Raw genomic sequence first — 22,346 nt, 5'->3', positions numbered from 1 at the left:
TGGTCGCTTTCTCATTCATGACTCTACTTTCGTACTCCATTCTTTCTCTCACTACAAGGACCAGACCTTGGGACGGTTACCTTTCAGAAGCGTTGGCCATCTCATACCCATAGGAAATTGAGAATAGAAAGGCGATCGCCCCACAACAGGAACTCGTCAAACGGAGTGCGGCAGATAGGAGAGCATGTTAATTTTTCCGATCGCCCTTCGCCCCTCCAGTTCCTCTCAGCCCTAGTTTCGCTAGCCGCGAGCACAGCTCGGACAGCGTGCAAACCCAGACATCGCGAGATCTGAGGCAGTCGATAAGTCACAGACCCAAAGTCTCGATCGAAGCCTAAAGGCCCTACTTTGCTGATTTCTGTTTTGATACCTATTTAATATTTCTTACAATTATTAAGCATCTATTTATACTATTTCCGTGGATACACGCATGTGTAGCCGCTAGGTCGCTGTTAACTTTAAACCGTCTCAGGCATTTCATCACGCTCTCATAGTGTTTTCACGGCACTCCCATACCTGGGAAGGCCAATTGCCGTGCCGTCCGAACGCGAGATAGCGTCTGTCCCACTCGATCTGTCGTTGGATATTCAGTTCCCATGCCTCTCTCCGATTCGCCTTTGAACGCCGATCGCTCGGCGATCGCCTCTGGGCTCGTGCTCGATGACGAACTCCCGAGCAGCTCTCTGTTAGAACAAGCCAGCTTGGAAAGCAGTTTGGAACAGTCTGGCTCCCGTTCGAGCGGGTCGGTGGGCGAAGGAGCTCTCGCCACGGAAGCGGAAACGCTTTCCCTGCTGGCAGAACAACCCTTCGAGCCTGAGGACCCCAACTCAGTATTTTCATCTCAGTCCTCATTTCCTTCCTCCTCGGGCGGCGGCACGGGAGCGTCTGCCGACCAGCAGCGACAACTGTTGGAAGCAGCGGCGAACTCATTCGATCCATTGACGGGCAGCGGGACAGACTCGCAACTGCTGGGGGCAAGCTCGGATGCCGAACTGCTAGTCGCGAATAGTAGCTTATCGACCCTGACTGAAGGGACAGCAACAATACCAGTCTTTGCGGTGGTGGCCGAAGGCCGAGTCACGATTAATGGCGGTGGAGATTTTGACGGCAATCCGCTCGATCTCTCGGACGATGCCCGCATCTATGCCGGAAATGGGTTCGCCTTCAACCAGACTCCCATCCTGCCAGTGCAGTTGGATAGCCAGGGCAATCCAGTGCTCGATGCCTCCGGTCAGCCGATTCTAGTCGAGAATGCCGTGGCGGTGGCAGCGGGATTTTCCGTAGCAAGCGCCTCCGACAATCCCTACGCCAACTTGCTGCCTCCCCAGGAGGTCGCCCCGCTAACGGTTGAGCTGCCTGCATTTGCCGAGATTCGAGCCAACGAACTGGCGGCGAGACTCCCAGCAGGAGTAACTCCGATTGACTTCAATCCCAATCAGACCCCCATCAATACCGCTGCCGAGTTCGAAGCCAATTTTCCTGGCGGCGGTACAGTTGAGAATCCAGCTTTCATTCGCATTGCGAACGGCAGCCTGACCATTCCCGATGGGGTGTCTATCAGCAATGCCGTCATCGTGGTGGAGAGTGGCTCGATTAGCTTCAACGGCAGCCATCAGAGCCTCGACAATGTCGTACTGCTGGCAGAGCAGCGAACCATCGATCTGGGCAATGCCCAACTCAATAACAGCTCGGTCCTAGCAGCCAATAATATTCGCACGGGCAGTGGGTCTCGCTTTAGCGGACAAACGTTGCTGGCCAATGGCAATGGCAGTAGTATTCTCAATTTTAATGGGGCCACCGCTTCCACAAATGCGGATGATTTCCTGACAGTCGTGGCTCAGGGCCGACTGACCTTCAATGGGGTGGCGGATACTCGCGCTCAGTTGGTGGCGGGGGGGAATGTCTCGTTTAACAGCCCCGCGATGTTGGTGGGGTCAGTGTTGACTCGGGGCAATCTCACCTTTAACGAGAGCATTACGGTTGTTGCCGAATCTGCAGGCTCCCCTCAGCCGGATACGATCGCCCCCGTGGTGACGGCTGGGTTAGCTAACGATACGGGGACTGACAGTGGGGATGGCATCACTAACGACCCCGCTATTAGCGGTCAGGTCACAGACGATCGGGCTGTAGCGGGGTTGGTGGCCCGCTTTGCCAATGGGCTCAATCCCGAGTTTGTGGATGTGCTGGCCAATGTGCAGGCAGATGGCAACTTTAGCTTCACGAACGACCAACTGGCGAGCATTTATGGCGGCCCGTTGCCCGATGGACCATTAACGCTGCAGTTGGTGGCGCAGGATAGCTCGGGCAATATTTCGGAACCTGTGGAGTTGGCATTTGTGCTCGATACGGCTGCACCTGGGCTGGGGACACCCGAGTTGTTGGCTGGGAGTGACAGCGGTTCGAGCGATGCCGATGGGATGAGCAATGCCGAGCCATTGGAGTTTGCTGTTGCAGCAGAAGTAGGCAGTAGCGTTCAGCTATTTGTGGACGGGCAGCTCGTGTCTCAGGCGATCGCCACCGATGTCGCGACTGTGTTTGCGATCGCTCAGCTAGCTGAAGGGGAGCGCGAAGTCACCGCAACCGCGACCGATGCAGCGGGGAACAGCAACACGTCAGAGGCGATCGCGGTGACAGTAGACCGTCAAGCACCTCAGGTGACGGTGGAGAGCATTGCCGATGGGGCTGAGATTGCTGAAGGGGCTCGCTTGCAGGGGACGGTTGCCGGGACGGGCTCGGCGATCGCCAGTTTGAGCTATCAGTTTGAGGGCACGGCTGCAGTTGAGGTGCCAGTCAATCCCGATGGCAGTTTTGATGTGGCGATTAGTTTGGCTGGTTTGGTAGATGGAGCCCAAAGTCTGACGGTCAGAGCGATTGATGTGGCAGGAAATGAAATTGTTTCGACCTTTGCCGTGACCGTATCGCTGAGCGGAAATGAGGATATTACTGGCCCCGAACTTTCGATCGCCCTCAGCAACGATACCGGCGTTGATGGAGATGGAATTACGTCCGAAATAGCAGTTGTAGGCACCGTTTCGGACGAGTCGGCGATAGTGTCTTTGCTGGCGGGCTTGGATGGCTTGCCGGTAGCAGAGTTTGTGGATATCTCTACAGCACTCAATCCCGATGGCAGTTTTGCCCTGTCTGCCGAGCAATTGGTGCAGTTGTTTGGCGAGCTAGCCGATGGCGAGCACACCCTCAGCTTTGTGGCAGCGGATGAGTTTGGCAATGTCTCGGCGATCGCCGCTCTAACCTTCACCCTCGACACCACCGGTCCCGACCTGACGCTCTTGGCTCCCATCGTCAATGCCGAGCACAGCGGTACGGCTCGACTGATTGGCTCGGTGGGCGATACCTCCGGCCCTCTGATGGCCCAGTTCAGTCTCGACGGCCAAGCTGCGACTGCGGTGGACTTGCAGTCTGATGGCAGCTTCGATGTGGCGATCGGCAGCACTCCTCTGGCAGAAGGTACTTATCAACTGACCCTGGAGGCCACCGATCTAGCGGGCAATCGCAGCCAAACTCAAGTTTCCTTCCAGGTCTCCCCCGATTTCGTGCTCGGCCCCAATGACGGCACTGGCTTTGGCATTCGGACTGAAGATGCCATTGTTCTTAACGAGCGCGACAGTTTCCTCGTGCAAGCCGACCGCACGATCGACCTGCCTCTGGCAGAAGGTTCGCGCACCCTCCGCTTCGAGCTGGAGACGGACTTCGATACTTCGGCCACGGCTGCGGTTGAAGACCAACTGTTGGTTTATTTGCTCGATCCAGTTACGGGCGAAACGCTGCTGGGTGAGGATGGGGCGGCGGTGTTTGCTCTAGCAGGCGATCGCGCTGAGTTTATCCCTGGCTTGGTGCGCTTCGACGGCTCGGCGGTCGAGATCGACCTCACCCGTTTGAGCGAGGTCAACTCCGCTCAACTGGTGGTGCAGTTGGTTAATGCCGATGGGGATACCGGCTCCTCGGTGCAGTTGAGTAACATTACGGTCGAGATTGACCCCGAAGGGAATGAAGCACCCCTCTTCCCCCAGAACGACGCCTTTGCGACAGCAGCAGGCGAGCTCGATTTGAGCCAGCTGACGGTGGCAAGCGCCGACACGATTGAGCTCAACTTCGACACCGTCAGCTTGGAAGCCGAGACGGGGCTCTACCAGGCAGAAGTGCAAATTCGCAATGCCGGGACTGAAGTCTTGGGTCGTCGGGTGGCGATCGTCTTCTCCAATTTGCCGGAGGGGGTGGAGTTATTGTCTGCCTCTGGCTTTGATGGCGAGGGCAATCCCTACATCAACTTGGGCAATGCCATCTTCTCGGGCGGTTTAGATATCGGCCAGTTCTCCGATGTGGTGACGCTGACCTTCAGCAATCCCGACCTGCTGCAGTTCGACCTCAATGCCACCGTGCTTTCGGGCGGAGCTAACCGAGCGCCGGTCTTCGAACCCCTACCACCTTTAGAGGTCATGCCGGGGGACACGCTATCGCTGCCGCTGACGGCAACGGATGCGGATGGGGATACGGTCACCTTCCGAATTCAGGCGGATGGTCCTCTGCCTGCGGGCACGTTGGAGGGCAATGGCCGTCTGGTGTTCCGGCCTCAACTGGATGAGATTGGCAGTTACAGCTTCACGTTGGTGGCCACCGATGGCGGCGCTGAGGTTCGTCAGCAAGTGACGCTCAATGTGGTGGCCGACCCGGTTACCACCACTCGTTTTTCGGGCACGGTGGCCAGCACCGAAGCCGATCCGGTGACGGGGGATCAACTGCGCCTGGAGGGGGTACGGGTGACGTTGGGCAATGCTGAAACGTTTACGAGTGCGGATGGGTCGTTCGCCATCGAATTGCTTGGGGAATTGCAGGGGGACGAGATTCTGCAGGTACATGGCGATTCAGTAGAAGGAACTTTTCCCTTCATTGCCGAACAATTGCCCCTACTTCTGGGGCAAGAGGCGATCGCTGGAGTGAACAACGTCATTACTCGACCGATTTATCTGCCCCCGATCGATCTTGCGAACGGTCAGGCGATCGATCCGGCTGTGGATGTTCTCGTCACCACGGAGGCGATTCCGGGGGCAGCGGTTGAGGTGAGTGCGAACTCGCTCAAGGTGGTGGACGAGAGCGGCCAGTTTCAGGATTTCGCAGGCAGTTTGAGCATTACTGAGGTGCCACCCGAATTGACTCCTGCTGCTCTACCGGAGGGCTTGCTGCCGGATTTGGTGGTGACGATTCAGCCTGCCGAGCTGGTGTTTGAGACTCCCGCCGCGCTCACTTTGCCCAATCGAGCAGGATATGAACCTGGAGAGTTACTCGATCTGCACTCCATCGATCCGAATACGGGCGAGTTTATCATTGTGGGGACGGGACGGGTCAGCGACGATGGCTCGGTCATCGAAACCATTGAAGGGGGTATTCGCACCAGTAGTTGGCACGGTTTTGCCGCGCGAGAGTTTGCCACCCCCTTAGCATTAATTCCCCTCAACCACGATGTAGCTGGGGAAGAACACCCATGTCCTCTACCCGCGACCTCTTCGACCGATGCCTTTTCCGGTCGGCTGACAGAAACTCACGACTTAGTCAGCTACTTGTCGGTGGGAGTAGAGCGCAGCCTTCAACTGACCTACGACTCGGAGCGAGCCAATCCATCGCCCATTGTCTACTTCGGTCGGAACAATACATCTAATCGAGTGGTGACCCGCGAACAATTCTTGGCCGGTAGACTCACCCTCGATCTCAATGGTTTAAACTATGTTGTCCCTGGCTCCTCCGGTGGAGAAGGGCTTGAAGCTGGGTTCCATTTTTGGCGCAGAACCAATAACAGTCTCAATCGGATTAGAGGCGCTTTGCAAGCCGATCTCAGCGATCTCGACCTTGCCTCTGGCCAATATTCCTACACCATAGATAGCGGCCTGGTCAGCCGCAGGCGCGGTCGCTTTACGGGTAGCCTCGATTCACAATCGGGCGAGCTGATTGTGGTCAACAGTGTCGCGAGCTTCTTTGGCGCTGGCTGGGGCCTGCAGGGCTTGCAAGAGATCGTCGAGAATGCCGATGGTTCTTTGCTACTGATCGATGGCAATGGTAGCGAGCTGGTGTTCGATGCTGCGAGTGGCGAGGGGGAAGCCTATCAATCCCCTGCTGGAGACTTCTCCATCCTCGAGCGGCTGGCTGACGGTACTTTCCAACGCACAGCTCCGGATGGCACCGTTCATCGCTTTAATACGAGTAATCAATTACTCTCCATCACCGATCGCAATGGCAACCAGACTCAATATGTTTACAACGAGTCGGGGCAGTTGCAGGCGATTTTCGATCCAGTGGGACTGGAAACTACCTTTACTTATGGCATAGACGGACGTATCGACGCCATTACTGACCCCGCTGGTCGCATCACGCAGCTAGAGCATGACGAGTTTGGCAACCTCACTCGAATCACCGACCCCGATGGCAGTAGCCGCAGCTTTGAATACGACCGAGATCGCAACTTAACGGCTGAAGTCGACCAGCTCGATAATCGCGAGGAAACCTACTACGATTTTGCCGGTCGGGTGACGGGGGCACTGCGCAAAGATGGCTCCACCATCCAAATCAGTAGTGCTCAACAGGGTCTATTCCGACCCGAGCTCACCAGTAGTCCCGATTCTGCACCCGAGCTCCTTCCAGATGTCGATGCTGTTGCTAACTATGCCGATGCGAGCGGCAATGTTACGGCCATCGGCCTCGACCGCTCCGGGCAACCCGAGAGTCTTCAAGATCGATTGGGTTCGGATAACGCCTTTGTTTTGAACGCTCAAAATCAAGTCACAGCATCCACTGATGCGAGAGGATTCACCACGAATTTTGTCTTTGACGAGCGTGGCAATCTGACCGAGATTCGCGATTTTGAGCTTGGTGACGCTCTACGGGTAGAAGCATCGGAACCCGGTCAGTTCGACTTCTTACCCACCGAAAATCTCTTCAACAATGGGATTGACATTCCTCGGGCTCCGGTGACTGCCGATATCAATGATGATGGCAACATCGATATTGTGGCCAGCACAGATACTGGGATTTCTGTCCAGTTTGGTAACGGCAGAGCCGACTTTGACCGCGAAGTGTTCTCAGAAACTGGATTCGCTGCATCTGTACTTACCTTAGGAGATTTTGACGGCGATGGACTCCTAGACCTAGTTGCAGTCAATGCTGCCGAGGCCAGTTTGTCTATTCTGCTGGGGGACGGTACAGGCGAGTTTGCACTCGAAGATAGCGTTGCTCTATCTGCACCCAATACCACCTTTGACTTGACGGACATTGCCGTCGGCGATCTCGATAGCAATGGCAGGCTCGATATCGCGCTGAGCGTTGAGAGCGAGCGCACGATTCAAGTACCTGCTTCGGGTGGTGGCTATGGCGGCGGCTATGGAAGTGGCTATACACTCGATTTCGAGCGCGAACAGCGTGTCTTGACCTTCTCCAGACAGCCTGATGGCCGACTCGCTCAATTGGGCGACTTCGAGCTTCTCGAAACGGCAAGGCAGATTCAGTTGGGCGATATCGATCTCGACGGCGACGCCGACCTTATCTATTCTTCGAGGACCGATATCTCCATTGCTTTGGGCGATGGCGATGGCTCGTTTACGGCTGACAATACCTTTTTCGCTGCCCCTGATGCCTCGCAGGTGTCCAATCTCGTCGAGTTCGCGCTAGCAGATTTCGATAATGATGGCTTGCTCGACTTGGCCACTTTAGTGGTTGCAGATTTCCCCGATGTCTCTGGGCTCTCAACCGGCACTACCTCCCGCCGCCTTTCGCTCTGGCTGGGCGATGGGGCTGGTAACTTCAGCCCGAATGCTTTCCAAACGATTCCAACAGCGGCTTTTGTCACCGACTTAGCAATTGGCGATGTCGATCGCGATGGCAATCTCGATGTGGCGATCGCCACGTTTGAGTTGGGTTTGCCTGCATTGGCACCAGGGGAGCTATTTGTATTCCGCACTGATGGCGCGGGGCAGTTTGCCAGCAATCAATTTGGCAGTGAATTCGTCACTGACCGACGCATTATCGATATCTCGCTGGCGGATTTGAATGGCGATGGGGCAGACGATTTGGTCGGATTCAATCCGATCGAGGACGGGATTGTTATTCAGCGCAACGGTCGGGTCATCCAACCCAGCGAAACGATTGAATCGGCCAGACAAACGTTTGAGTACGACCCTGTATTCAATCAGCTGACTCGCTCTACCGATGAGTTGGGGCGCGACACGTTCTTCGAACTCGATCCTGCTACGGGCAATGTATTGGTAGCGCGGCAGGTTGTGGGCCAAGACGATCGCACCTCTGGCGAAACCGACGATGTTGTAACCCAGTTCACCTATACCGAACTGGGATTGGTCGATATAGAAACCGATGCTCTGGGTCGCGTCACAGACAACGACTATGACGAATTTGGGCGCTTGATTGCCACTACCTTTGCAGTCGGTACTGTGGATGAAGCCACAATTCGCTATGAATATTCAGACTTTACCGGTAATGTCTCTGCACTCATTGATGAGAACGGCAATCGTACTGAATTTGTCTACGACGAACTCAATCGCTTGATTCGACAGACTGATGCCGATCCCGATGGCGATGGACCGCTGCTTTCTCCAGTAGCAACCTTTACCTATGACGAGTCTGGCAATTTGATTGCCGAGACTGATGCTAATAGCAACCTGACCCGCTACGAATATGACGAGCGCGATCGCCAAACAGCGATCGTTAATGCCAACGGCGATCGCTTCACGTTTGAATACGACTCCAGCGGGAACTTAATTGCCGAAACAGATTTTAGAGGCAATGTTACCCAGCATGTTTATGACAGCCGAAATCGTCGCATCGAAACAATCGAACCGGATGGCAGTCGCAGCCAATTTCTCTACGATCGCGATGATAACTTAGTTCAAGTTACAGATGCCCGCGGTAATTCCACGAATTACCAATACGATGCTCGCGATCGCCTGATTTCGACTCGCGATGCGGCAGGAAATACGATTACCTATGAATACGATCTCGTCGATAACCTAATTGCCACTACCGATCGTAATGGCGTTCGATTTGAATTTACCTATGACGAGCTCGATCGCCAGATCGCACAACTCGATCCGTTCAGCAACCAGCAGTCATTTGAATACGATCCAGTTGGAAATCTGATTAGCTCGACTGACGAGCGCGGACTGACCACTCAGTTTGAATATGACAATCGCGATCGCCTCATCCGCACTATCGATGCCAATTTGAAATCCTCGCAACTAACTTACGATGGCGTGGGCAACTTAATTGCGATTGAAGACGAGCTGAGTCGCGTCACACAGATTCGCTATGACGCCCTCAATCGCCAAGTAGAGCAGATCGATCCGCTGAATAATTCTTCGCGGGCTAGCTTCGATGCCAATGGCAATCTGATTGGCACTGAAGATGCCCTCGGCCGAGTCAGCACGTTTAGTTATGACGCTCTCAATCGACTGGAGTTGCAAACAGATGCGCAGGGGAATTCGATTCGTTATTCCTATGACGAAAACAGTAATCTCGCCATTATTGAAGATGAATTAGGGCGCATCACTGAATTTAGTTATGACAGTCGCGATCGCCTCTCCAGCAGCACTGATGCGTTGGGAGGAACGATTCGCTATACCTACGACGGCGTTAGCAACCAGATCGCAATTGAAGATGAGCTAGGGCGTATTACGACTTCGGTCTACGACGAGCTGAATCGTTTGACTGAAGTCACGAACGCGTTGGGGGAAACTAATCGTCTGAGTTACGACACCGAAGGCAACCTAATTGAGGTTGTGGATGCGCTGGGGCGTGCGAGCAGCCTTCGCTATGACGAGCTCAATCGCTTGGTGGCAACCACCAATGCCTTGGGCGACAGTGTGAGCTTGAGCTATGACGCGGTTGGCAATTTGACGGCAGTTGAGGACGAGCTCGGTCGGGTGACGGCGCTTGCGTTCGACAATCTCAATCGCTTGGCTCAAACCACTGATGTTCTGGGTAATAATCTCAGCTTTACCTACGATGCTGCGGGAAATCTGACCGCCTTTCAGGATGAGTTGGGGCGCGTTACGACCTCAGAGTATGACGAACTCGATCGCCTAGTTCAAACTACTAATGCTTTAGGGGACAGCATCAACTTCACCTATGACGCTGCAAGTAATCTGACTGCCTTCACTGATGAGCTGGGACGGGTTACTACCTCACAATATGACGAACTCAATCGTCTTACCCAAACCACCAATGCCTTGGGCGATAGTGTCAACTTCACCTACGATGCTGCAAGCAATCTGACTGCCTTCACTGATGAGCTAGGGCGGGTTACTACCTCGCAATATGACGAGCTCGACCGCCTAGTTCAAACTACCAATGCCTTGGGAGACAGTATCAACTTCACCTATGACGCTGCAAGTAATCTGACTGCTTTCACTGATGAGCTGGGACGGGTTACTACCTCGCAATATGACGAACTCAATCGCCTTACCCAAACCACCAATGCCTTGGGCGACAGTGTCAACTTCACCTACGATGCTGCAAGCAATTTGACCGCTTTCACTGATGAATTGGGGCGCACCACCACTTCCGAGTACGACGAGCTCAGCCGCATCACCCAAACCACTAATGCCTTGGGCGATAGTGTCAACTTCACCTACGATGCTGCGGGTAATTTGACTGCTTTCCAAGATGAGCTGGGGCGCATCACCACCTCAGAGTACGACGAACTCAACCGCCTTACCCAAACCACCAATGCCTTGGGCGATAGCGTCAACTTTACCTACGATGCTGCAAGCAATCTGACTACCTTCACCGACGAGCTCGGTCGGGTTACTACCTCGCAATACGACGAGCTCAACCGCCTCGCCCAGACTACCAATGCTTTGGGCGACAGCATCAACTTCACCTACGATGCTGCAAGCAATCTGACTGCCTTTACCGACGAGCTCGGTCGCATCACCACTTCCGAGTACGACGAACTCAATCGCCTTACCCAAACCACCAATGCCTTGGGAGACAGCATCAACTTCACCTACGATGCTGCAAGCAATCTGACTGCCTTCACCGACGAGCTCGGTCGGGTTACTACCTCGCAATATGACGAGCTCGACCGTCTAGTTCAAACTACCAATGCCTTGGGAGACAGCATCAACTTCACCTACGATGCTGTCGGCAATCTGACCGTCTTCACGGACGAGTTGGGGCGCGTTACGACTTCGGAGTATGACGAACTCGGCCGTTTGACTCAAACTACTAATGCCTTGGGAGACAGCATCAACTTTACCTACGACGCAGTGGGTAACCTGAGTAGTTTTACTGACGAGCTCGGGCGGGTCACCACCTCGAACTATGACGAGCTCGATCGCTTGGTGCAGACCACCAATGCCTTGGGCGATAGTGTCAACTTCACCTACGACGCCATCGGCAATCTGACTGCTTTTACCGACGAGCTCGGTCGGGTTACTACCTCGCAATATGACGAGCTCGACCGTCTAGTTCAAACTACCAATGCCTTGGGAGACAGCATCAACTTCACCTACGATGCTGTCGGCAATCTGACCGTCTTCACGGACGAGTTGGGGCGCGTTACGACTTCGGAGTATGACGAACTCGGCCGTTTGACTCAAACTACTAATGCCTTGGGAGACAGCATCAACTTTACCTACGACGCAGTAGGTAACCTGAGTAGTTTTACTGACGAGCTCGGGCGGGTCACCACCTCGAACTATGACGAGCTCGATCGCTTGGTGCAGACCACCAATGCCTTGGGCGATAGTGTCAACTTTACCTACGACGCCATCGGCAATCTGACTGCCTTTACCGACGAGTTAGGGCGAACTACCAGCTTCGGCTATGACGCTCTCGATCGCCAAACTCGCATCACTGATGCTCTCGGCAACTCCACCCTGTTGAGCTACGACGCTGTCGGCAACCTCAGCACGATAGAAGATGCTTTGGGGCGAGTCACGACTTCGGAATACGACGAACTCAACCGCCTTACCCAAACCACCAATGCCTTGGGAGACAGCATCAACTTCACCTACGATGCTGTCGGCAATCTGACCGTCTTCACGGACGAGTTGGGGCGCGTTACGACTTCGAACTATGACGAGCTCGATCGCTTGGTGCAGACCACCAATGCCTTGGGCGATAGTGTCAACTTTACCTACGACGCCATCGGCAATCTGACTGCTTTTACCGATGAATTGGGGCGCACCACTCGCTTTGGCTACGATGCGCTCGATCGCCAAACACGCATCACTGATGCTTTAGGTAACTCGACGCTGTTCGGCTACGATGCGGTCGGCAACTTGACCTCGCAAGCCGATGCTTTGGGCAATACCACCCGCTTTGTTTACGACGAGCTCAATCGAGAGATCGCCACGATTGACCCACTCGGGTTTACTACTACCTCCACTTACACTGCCGTCGGCACTCTCGCATCCATCACCGACGCATCTGGCAATACCACTACCTATGAGTATGACGTCCGCGATCTGCTGGTGCGCGAAACCAACCAGTTGGGTGACAGCCGCAGCTACAACTATGACGAAGTCGGTAATTTGACCAGTCTGGTGGATCGCAACGGTCGCCAAACCGCTTACAGCTACGACAGCCTCGATCGCCTCACGCAAGAACGCTTCTTAGACGATGCAGGCACAGCTGTCGAGCAAATCGACTACACCTACGATGCCGCCAGCCAACTGATAGGCATCAGCGACTTTGATTCCAGCTATACCTACCGCTACGACGCCGCTGGGCGCCTCACCCGCAGCGACAATACCGGTACTGCCGGAATCCCCACCTTTACCCTCGACTACACCTACGACGCCGTCGGCAATCGCCTCAGTGTCACCGACAGTATTGACGCAGTCGAAACTGGTGTCGAACGCTTTACCTACGACTCACTCGATCGCGTCATTGATATTACGCAAACAGGGGCAGCGGTCAGCGACAAGCGTGTCAGTTATACCTACGATGCCGCCAGCCAACTGATTGGCGTTGAAACTTTCAACGACTTAGCGGGGACGCAAGTGGCGATCGCCACCACCCACAGCTTCGATGCGGCAGGTCGTCTGACTGAAATCGCTCACACTGATGCAGGCGGAACCCCGATAGCCAACTATCGCTACAGCTTCGACGCTACCAATCGCATCACCGAGATCGAATCGCTCGATGGTCTCAGCAGCTTCAGCTACGATGCCAGCGGCCAACAACTCGAAGGCAACTTCGACTTCCAAACTGACGAATCTTTCAGCTTCGATGCCACCGGTAACCGCACCAATACCGGTAATATCGTTGGTCCCAACAATCAGCTTTTAGAAGACGAGAACTTCACCTACGCTTACGACGCGGAGGGCAATCGCACCCAACGGACTGACAAGGCGACAGGCGAAGCTACCCAATACGCATACGACCATCGCAATCGCCTCACCTCTGCCATCACCCTCGACAGTAGCGGCACCGAGATTGGACGCGCAGAGTATGCCTACGATGCCCTCGATCGCCGCATTGGGCGCACTGTAGACGGGCAAACCGAACGGTATCTGTACGACGGCAGCGAGATTGCCCTGGTGACGGACGAGAGCGGTGACATAACCCAACGCTTCCTCCACAGCACATCGATCGACCGGGTCGTGGCGCAAGAGGATGGGGCGGGCAATGTTCTGTATGCTCTGAGCGACCATCAAAACACGGTACGGGATATAGCCGACTCTACTGGCACGGTAGTCAACCACCTCACATTTGACAGCTTCGGCAACATCACCAGCCAGAGCGATGCCAGCGTTGAATTCCGCTTCAGCTTTACGGGACGAGAGTTTGATGAGGAAACGGGACTGTATTACTTCCGCGCCAGATATCTCGACCCATCCACCGGTCAATTTATCAGCCAAGACCCGATTGGCTTTGCTGCTGGAGATGCCAACTTATATCGCTATGTGGGGAACAGTCCGCTCAACTTTATCGACCCCAGTGGCAATCAGGCAGAGTCGCCACTTCAATTTAATTTGAGCGTGGAGAGCGGCTCTACTATTCCCCAAGCAACTATTAACGAGCTACGCGATCGCTCCAACGAGATCGCTGAAGGTAGTAAGACATCCCTTCCCGAAACAACCATTAACCAGACACTTGCGAGAGCTCGAGAGATCGCCGAGCTGAGAGCAACGGAATTCAGCCCAGTCAACCCCGAGCCTGTGTCTTTTGATGAGAGGACTTCTGTATCACCAAGCGCTGAAGCCCCCGAACCGCCGATTGCCGAAGCTCCCGAACAGCCCACTCTAACTCCCGAGCCAATCATTGACGAAGGGGCCGATATCATCATCACGCAGGACGATCTACCCCCGCGCGCTCCCTCTCCCAATCAAGGCACCGAGCTGTCCAATAGCGAGCACAACCCCGTGCCCGAGCCTGCGGTCGACGAGCCGGAAGCAGAAATCAACGAGCCAGAAGAGCCCCTACCACCTCGGGATCCCCGCCCCAATCGTCCCCGCGATCCTCGTCGCCGAGTCGGCCCCTTTGTGGTGTCTCCCGATGCTGTGAATGGCACCGATGGACCAGATGTTGCTGGAATCCAATCCACAACCTCCTCTACTCCTGGAAATACTGACAGCCTTGCTTCCTCTCCACTGTTTGACTCCACTCCCAACCCGATCGCTCCTCTCACGGCTATTGATGCATTCAACAACAGTTCCCAAGCACTCGTTACAGGCGCGATCGTTGGTGGTTTAGCCTTAGCTGCAGCACCCGTTACTGCTGCGGTTGTGGGAGTCACATTGGCTGTGGCAGTGTTTGGGTTTAGCCTCAGACGGCGCTCTCAACAGGCCGCCAGTCTAGGCAGAAGCCAGAGTGTTGTCGATGGCTCGACTCTGGTCGGCCCCTTGGGTCGTTCTGAAGTCGAAACTCAGCTTAGAGTTTTCACGGGTGCCGTGGGTGATATCACTGGTGTCACTCAACTGATTCAAGGCGTGACGGGTCGAGATTTCGTCACGGGTGCAACGCTGTCCACTCAGCAGCGTAGCGAAGACTTGGGGACTGGTGTTTTGAGTACCGCCACTGAGGTGGTTGGTCTCATCACTACGGCTGATGAAGTGGTTCGGACATTCACTGCTAACAGTCGCAATTCTGGACCCATACGCTTGAGTAATTCACGAGAGGTGGCATCCGAGTCAGCTCTTGACGATGCTGCTGAAGGGATTTTTCCGCTAGTCCCAGGGCGCAGAAATGCGGGCGACCTCTCTCCCACCAGTCGTAATATTCAAGATGTCATCGATCAATTCCCAGGCAGGATTGCAGAAGAAATTCAAGGTTCGATTGATAATGCCAGATTCGATCAGGTATTCGATGGCAATCAACAGCAGATCGATGACTTTTTCAACAGCCTCAGAAACCAGCTAGATACGGCAGGAAGCCCCGTTCGGCCCGAGCGAAATATATCCGTTGTATCTCTTGAGATTGATGGCCAGACAGTCGGAAACTTTACAATAACTAGCTCGCAAAGAAACTCAGTAGTTCCACTTTCAGACAGATTCTTGACAGATGGAATGGTAGAACTACCTAACAGACCAGGTAGAGCATTTTTCCCCGATCCGAGGAATGGAAACAATCGAGCAAGGGATTCTGAGAGAATTGCATTTGAAGGTCTATCCAGGGTATTACAAGAAACGCCCTTCGATACTGCTACAATTAGGGTAGTCTCTGAGCGCCCAGTTTGCCCAGTATGTCAGGCTGCTAGTGAGGAGTTGACTAGACGATTTAACGGAAGAGTACAAGTATTCCCTAGGGAAGGGACGGTTGGTCTCGATTAGTCTCAAAGACAAATAACTCTTCACCCTAGTGTACAAAATCATCCCATCAGATATGAGTGACTCCTTATAAGATTTCTTCATTAAAAAAAACAGACGCACTAGGCAGGCAAGATGCCATGGAGCTCAATCATGATCTCAAATTTTACATCTAGCTTAAGTGCAAAGCTAGATCTACTGATTCAAAAAGGAATATATGAGTTTGGAACAGTCTACGGACTCAACAACAGAGAAATTGGAAGCCTGGAAGATAGATACAGCCTCAAGCTTCCACTTATCTATAAAGAATTTCTATCAGTATTTGGAAAAAGTTCAACAGGATTCTTAAAGTATAGTACGCTCACTTTATGGCCATCATTAACATTTCTGACTGAATATGCAATTGAACAGCTGTCAGAAGGATGTGAAGGTAATCTAGGTATCAGAAATAATGTCTTCTTTATTTCTAATTATGAGGATGGAGAGTTTGATTATTTTTATTGTCACTCAAATAATCCAAAGGTATATAGAGTTGAATACGAGGACTGTGATGGGTTCAAGATAGCTGACAAGCTTTCAGAATATCTACTTGAAAGAATTGATACAATTCCAAAGGTCTACCAAGATCGGATACATTCAAAATATATTCAGAAAATCAAGGATTTACAGTTCAAAGATGAATTAAATTCAAATAGAACCTTACTACTACTAATAAAAGAAATAAAAGAAATTGATAACTCTATCCTATTAAAAATAGCAAGCAATGCATTGATTGATTTGCTGTTATTAAAACATACCAAAGAAATATTGTGCCAAGAAATTATAAGCTTTCTAAGGTATGTAGAAATAGATGAAAAATATTTTCTAATGAAGCTCAAAAATTTCAACCAACCAAGGCTAATAGAGTTGTTAAAGGCGCGATGGCAGGAAGGGAAGCGGACGCTAGATGGTAAAAACATATTAGACTTGTGCAGTGACTTGAATATTGATCGACGCTTTTTGGTGGATTGAGCTTACTTGACATAGTTGCCTGGTGAGATGAAGTAAAATATGAAGGCTTATGCACAAGGATTGAGGTTACAGGATTTTTTTAATGAGTAACTCTAATTATTCTGAAGGACCTGAAACCGAGCGGCGAGCTGCAGGCCCTCAATCAAGCACTATAGGACAACAGTTTGACCAAGATTGGGATAACACTGTTCATCGGTTCAGAGTGATAACTGGAATGAGATCGCTTAAATTTAACCTTTCTCATCCCGTCACTAGCTTCCCTCTACAGCCTCATGAAGCACTACCAACATGTTTTGAAGAGTGGAAAACAATTCAATCCCTATGGGATCGTCGAAGTTTATTTTATACAGCCATCTATCAAATGGCTCGACATCACCTCAAGCCTTGGCAAATAGCCAACTATTTGACTGAAGATCGTAGGCCAGTAAATGCCTTGTCTATATTGCAGAAAGTTACAAGAGATGACTTGACTGAAGATGACTACGCTCCTCATTGTGCTGCATTAGCCAAAACGTTGATGGCATTGACATATTACGAAGAATCTCTAGAGTGGGCTCAGAGGGCGTCTCAAGCAGCTCCACAGAACTCATACTTTCAAGTCCTATTAGCTGATGCCTACTCATTCTGTGGCTATGACAATGAGGCCGGTGAAATTTATCAGAAATGCGTGGCCACTGTACCTAGTTCATTCACTGAGCCAGTCACGGAAATATTTTCCAATTTTTTCTCTCGAGAAACAGGAGCTGTTCCATCACCTATTCTCGCACTACAGATTGCAAATAAATTAACCGGTGTCCAACAATACAAAGAGTTTTGGATGTTGGCTGAAGATGAATTTTATGACAGTCCATTTTTCCGCATGCAGCATGCTTATTATTTGGCTGAAATGGGATTTCTAAAAGAATGTTTTGCTAAGCTTTATGCTTTGGTGCAGGAAATGCCGTGGCTGCGCGAGGCAAGTATGAATCTGATGATCCTGTTCGAACACTTCAACCAGCTTGGCAGTGAATTCAATCCAGAGCTTCAAGCTCAGCTCAAGCAAACAATTCAGAAGAATGACTGGACAACTGAGGGTATGCAAGTCATCAAGATAGCTTCAAACTTATAGCTTCACCTACGACGCGGAAGGCAATCGCGTCCAACGCACCGATAAGGTGACGGGGGAAATCACTCAGTACGCATACGACCATCGCGATCGCCTCACTTCTGCCGTAACACTAGACAGTACGGGCAACGAGACTGGGCAAGCGGAATACACCTACGACGCGATCAATCGCCGCATTGGGCGCACCGCGAACGGGCAAACCGAACGCTATTTGTACAACGGCATCAACATTGCCCTGGTGACTGACGAGAGCGGTGCAGTTACGCAAAGATCCCTTCACAGTCCGTTTATCGATCGCGCGATCGCCCAAGAAGACAACACGGGCAACGTTCTGTATGCGCTGAGCGACCATCAAGGCACCGTGCGGGATGTGGTTGACTCGACGGGGGCGAACGTCAATCACCTCACGTTTGACAGTTTCGGCAACATCACGAGCGAGACCGACCCCAGCGTTAACTTCCGATTCAGCTTTACGGGACGGGAGTTTGACGAGCAAACGGGGCTGTATTACTTCCGAGCTCGCTATCTGGATCCCTCCACCGGCCAATTTATCAGCCAAGACCCGATTGGTTTTGCTGCCGGAGATGTCAACTTATACCGCTATGTAGGCAACAGCCCGCTCAACTTTATCGACCCCAGTGGTAACCAGGCGATCGGCAGTCAGCCGAATCTCACCCCGAGTGACGAGGAAGACGAGCTCTCTACACAAAGTACGATGCCCCTCTTTTCACCTCTGCCCAGCCCGATTCAGAGCAACCCTTTTCGCGGTCGCAGTCGATTCAGTCGTGAAGGGGACATTGATATCCCCTCTAATGCCATCTTTTTTGAAGGATTGCCGCAGGCACAGAGCGAGCTAAATTTGAATGCCGCTCAGGTAACATCCGATAACCCTCAATTCGAAGTAAACACTAATCAAAATCAATTTGTGGACTCCGACCCCAATAATTTAGGCGAGTTCATACCGATTGATAACGCAGAACCCTTCGACCCCGCCCCGCCATCGAATGCAATTCCCCAACCGACCGTTGAAGCACTGATAGAGAGCGCCAATGCGATCGCCACCGGAGAGCGTGCCGTCGCTCCCGTCACCGCCAACCTACTGCAGGAACTGCTCGAAAATCCTCCCCAGGTCTTCCCCACCTCAACCGATCTGTCCTCGGGTCAAGCCCCAGCAACTCCCGCCGCGCTGCCAACGGACAGCGAAGCCGATATCGTCATCACTCAGGACGATCTACCCTCCCGAGCTCCATCCAACCCTGCGGCTTCCCCCTCAGATGCTGACTCCGTCAAAACGGAAACCCCGACGCCCGAGCCTGCGGTCGACGAGCCGGAAGCAGAAATCAACGAGCCAGAAGAGCCCCTACCACCTCGGGATCCCCGCCCCAATCGTCCCCGCGATCCTCGTCGCCGAGTCGGCCCCTTTGTGGTGTCTCCCGATGCTGTGAATGGCACCGATGGACCAGATGTTGCTGGAATCCAACCTTCGACTACTCCTGAAACAGCTCCTTTAACTGAGCCCCAGCCAATTAACCCAGACCAGTTTGTACGAGAAGTGGTTACCGGTGGCGTTGTCACTGGAGCTGCTGTGGGGATAGCGATCGCAGGGTTTACAGCACTAGCCCCAGCAGCACTACCAGTAGCAGCCACCATTCTCGGTGTGGTAGCCCTCGGGACGACTTTGAATAATATCGGTCGTCGCTTGGATGAGGTGGATGAGGCGATCGCCCGAGAGGAGCAGAGAGCCCAACAAAATCTCTCGACTCCAGTCAATGGTTTAACGCCCCGCCAACTCCGCCGCAGAGCGGCTATTGGAGGTGCTCTCCAGTTGGGAACTAATCTGTCAGAATTTATCTTTGGCACCGATTTCGCCACCGGTAGAGTCTTAACCACGGAAGAGCGAACCAGTGCAGGTGCTTCAGCCGCTGTCGAGGGACTGGCTGAGATTATTACTGCCGGGGCAGCGCCAGACAATATTTTTCGCTCCTTTCCCGATGGCCCTCGAACGAGCACTCTCGGCCCAGATACTGGGGACTTTTTTCCGCCACCCTTAGTTCCGGGGCGTCGAAATAACTTTCCAGATAATGGTGCAGTTCCTATCACAGACCCATCAAGGCTACTTCCACCTTCACGGTCGGCCAACACGCCCTCTTTTTCGACAGTTGTTACTGATAATGATGCAGTACGGCTGGAACAGATCAGACAGCAACTTGAAAGCGTCTCCCAGCAACTACCAAGAAGGTCTAGAGAACGTTTCTCGCAGCGTGTTCAAGGAAGTATTTCCGAAACGATAAGGACAGTTGGCTTTGCTGATGTAGATGTAGATGGAAGAGTCTTTACAGTTGGAGGATTCTCTGGTGAATCAGACTTACCATCCTTTTCCCCGCTACTTCCAGAATCTCAGAGACAGCTTCCAACTATTGATGTCAATGGTCGGAATCGATTTTCTGATGCTGAAGTCAGAATCTTAGAGCAAGTTTTACTTGAGACAACGCCAGAGAGTACTGGTAGTATTCGTTTAATTGTCAATCGACTCTCCTGCCCTTCATGCTCGGGAAGTGCGATTCCTGAATTCCAAAACCTCAGACCGAATCTTATAATAGAAGTGGTTCAACTACCGCGCCGATGATCGAGCGACATATAAATGATTAATAACATTAACGACTTGAAAGAAAAATTAATTTCAAGAGGTATAGCCCAAGAATATCAATTGGTTGGATGCAGTCCTCAAGAACTCATCCAAATTGAAGAGAAATATGGACAACTTCCAACTTCATACAAGCAAATCATGGAATTGCTTGGACGAAGAGCTGGTAAACTTGTAGATCGATATGAATTTGACTTCTACATTGACCAAATTATAAAATTAAATGAAGATTTTTTAAATCTTATTCAAGATGAAATAGAAGAGACCGGCTTGTCTAAGAATATCTTCCTTATATGCTCTAGATATGGATCGAATGATGAATTCATCTTGACTGAAGATGGAGAAGATTCACCTGTTTTTGCCATAAATGATAATGGAGATGTAAAACAAAGATTTCAGTCTATTTGGGAATGGATCGAAAGTTTTATAGAAGATTCTATTGCTATAATGAAATTGCAGCAACTATAGCTCTATGAAGTAAGAAAAAAGGTTCTTGTGATTCCCATGAATAATTCCAAAGGATTTAGAAGAAAGATCAAAGATAAAAGGGAGGAATTTGATCGAGAATGGATGCAGGCTGTTGAAAGGTTCAAAATTGTTGTCGGATTTAAATCGTTTAGTCTAAAGTTGAAGCATCCTAAAACTCACAAGCTAGCAAAGCCCCATATAGCTATTCCAGAAATTTTTAAAGAGTGGCAGGGAATTGAGTCTTTATGGGATCGACGTAGCCTCATGTTTGAAGTCTTGAATGGTTTACTTGCACAGCACATGAAACCTTGGCAAACGGCCAACTATTTGACTGCAAATCGAAATCCTCTTGAAGCTCTTAATATTCTTGAGAATTCTATCAAAGAAAATATTCATGATGAAGACTGGACAGAATCTTGTGCTGCTTTGGCGAAAACTCTCATAGCTTTAACCTACTATAAAGATGCCCTTCAATGGGCACAAAGATCGTCTCAAGCTAACCCAGAAAATTTCCGTTTTCAGGTTATCCTTGCAGATGCTTATTTTCTCTGCAACTATTATGATGAAGCGAATGCTATCTATAAGGAGCTGATCTCTGGCGTTGCCAGCTCAAACAGTAACTCGGTATTTGAGATATTTTCAGATTTTTTCATGATAGAAAAAGGAGTCATTCCTTCTCCTATTTTTGCTTTACGAATTGGTGAAAACCTGAGTGATCCTGCTCAGATCTGGGATTTCTGGAAATTGGCTGAAGCCGAGTTTTATGATAATCCATACTTTAGAGTTCAGCACTCATATTATTTGGCAAAATCAGGTTTTTTACAAAGATCATTTTCAAAGCTCCTTGCATTAGTTCAGGAAATGCCATGGCTACGAGAAGCAAGCTTGAATTTAATGAAGATTTTTGAGTATTTTGAACAGTCTGAGAATGAAGTCATGCCTGATTTCAAAGCTAAGCTGAAACAGAGAATTGAAGAACAGGGGTGGACTTTTGAAGGTATAGAAGAGCTAGAAATTAATCCCTAAACCCCGCTCCCGTAGAGACCTGGAGTTTTCTGGAGGTAGCCTCTAGAGGCTGAAACCATTACTCTGAAAGTACTGTAGCGACATTGATAAAACTACGGCTTTCTGGCTAAATGTGGTTTGGAAGCTGCTTGCAAGCAGTCGTGACATGTCCTACACCCTTTTCACAGCAAGGAATTCAGGAGACATGGGTAGGGTAGGCACCGCCCACAGAGATGAATGGCACTGAGTTAAGGAGTAATCTGGCATCACTAGCCACGCATTTCCAAGGGGTTCAGCCTCTGAGCTGGTCTTATTTCAGTGCCATTCCCCACAGAGATGTCAA

At 51.5% G+C, this 22,346-nt stretch carries 6 protein-coding genes and 1 pseudogene; all 7 read left to right on the top strand.

From position 1 onward, the window contains the following. The first annotated feature begins 596 nt into the window (after positions 1-596). The 7 genes and pseudogenes from SYN7336_RS30965 (at position 597) to SYN7336_RS14845 (ending at position 22,024) form a co-directional block, all read left to right on the top strand. On the top strand, positions 597-15,794 hold the full coding sequence (locus SYN7336_RS30965) for an Ig-like domain-containing protein (RefSeq protein ID WP_017326747.1): 15,198 nt from the start codon (positions 597-599) through the stop codon (positions 15,792-15,794). Positions 15,795-15,905: 111 nt separating this feature from the next. Continuing rightward, entirely contained in the window at positions 15,906-16,781 is an 876-nt protein-coding gene (locus SYN7336_RS14865; RefSeq protein ID WP_156820166.1) for an SMI1/KNR4 family protein, read from the top strand. Between the two features lie 82 nt (positions 16,782-16,863). Beyond that, entirely contained in the window at positions 16,864-17,889 is a 1,026-nt protein-coding gene (locus SYN7336_RS14860; protein ID WP_227498517.1) for a M48 family metallopeptidase, read from the top strand. A gap of 19 nt (positions 17,890-17,908) precedes the next feature. Continuing rightward, positions 17,909-17,986: pseudogene (locus tag SYN7336_RS33035) on the top strand (hypothetical protein); the annotation flags it as partial. A 138-nt stretch (positions 17,987-18,124) separates the two neighbouring features. Beyond that, entirely contained in the window at positions 18,125-20,512 is a 2,388-nt protein-coding gene (locus SYN7336_RS14855) for an RHS repeat-associated core domain-containing protein (protein ID WP_369791883.1), read from the top strand. 15 nt (positions 20,513-20,527) lie between these two features. Further along, a complete protein-coding gene (locus tag SYN7336_RS14850; RefSeq protein ID WP_017326743.1) occupies positions 20,528-20,998 on the top strand; it encodes an SMI1/KNR4 family protein in 471 nt (156 codons plus the stop codon). Between the two features lie 36 nt (positions 20,999-21,034). Beyond that, a complete protein-coding gene (locus SYN7336_RS14845) occupies positions 21,035-22,024 on the top strand; it encodes a tetratricopeptide repeat protein (RefSeq protein WP_017326742.1) in 990 nt (329 codons plus the stop codon). Positions 22,025-22,346: the final 322 nt, after the last annotated feature.

Source organism: Synechococcus sp. PCC 7336, from assembly GCF_000332275.1.
In the GTDB taxonomy this organism is placed as follows: Bacteria; Cyanobacteriota; Cyanobacteriia; order Thermostichales; family PCC-7336; genus PCC-7336.
Note: the sequence above shows the minus strand (reverse complement) of the source record. Positions and strands in the feature narration are given on the sequence as shown.

Excerpts from the sequence above, each read along its gene's own strand:
- SYN7336_RS30965 (WP_017326747.1), top strand. The coding sequence starts at position 597 with ATGCCTCTCTCCGATTCGCCTTTGAACGCCGATCGCTCGGCGATCGCC.
- SYN7336_RS14860 (WP_227498517.1), top strand. The coding sequence starts at position 16,864 with ATGAGTAACTCTAATTATTCTGAAGGACCTGAAACCGAGCGGCGAGCT.
- SYN7336_RS14865 (WP_156820166.1), top strand. The coding sequence starts at position 15,906 with ATGCCATGGAGCTCAATCATGATCTCAAATTTTACATCTAGCTTAAGT.
- SYN7336_RS14845 (WP_017326742.1), top strand. The coding sequence starts at position 21,035 with ATGAATAATTCCAAAGGATTTAGAAGAAAGATCAAAGATAAAAGGGAG.
- SYN7336_RS14850 (WP_017326743.1), top strand. The coding sequence starts at position 20,528 with ATGATTAATAACATTAACGACTTGAAAGAAAAATTAATTTCAAGAGGT.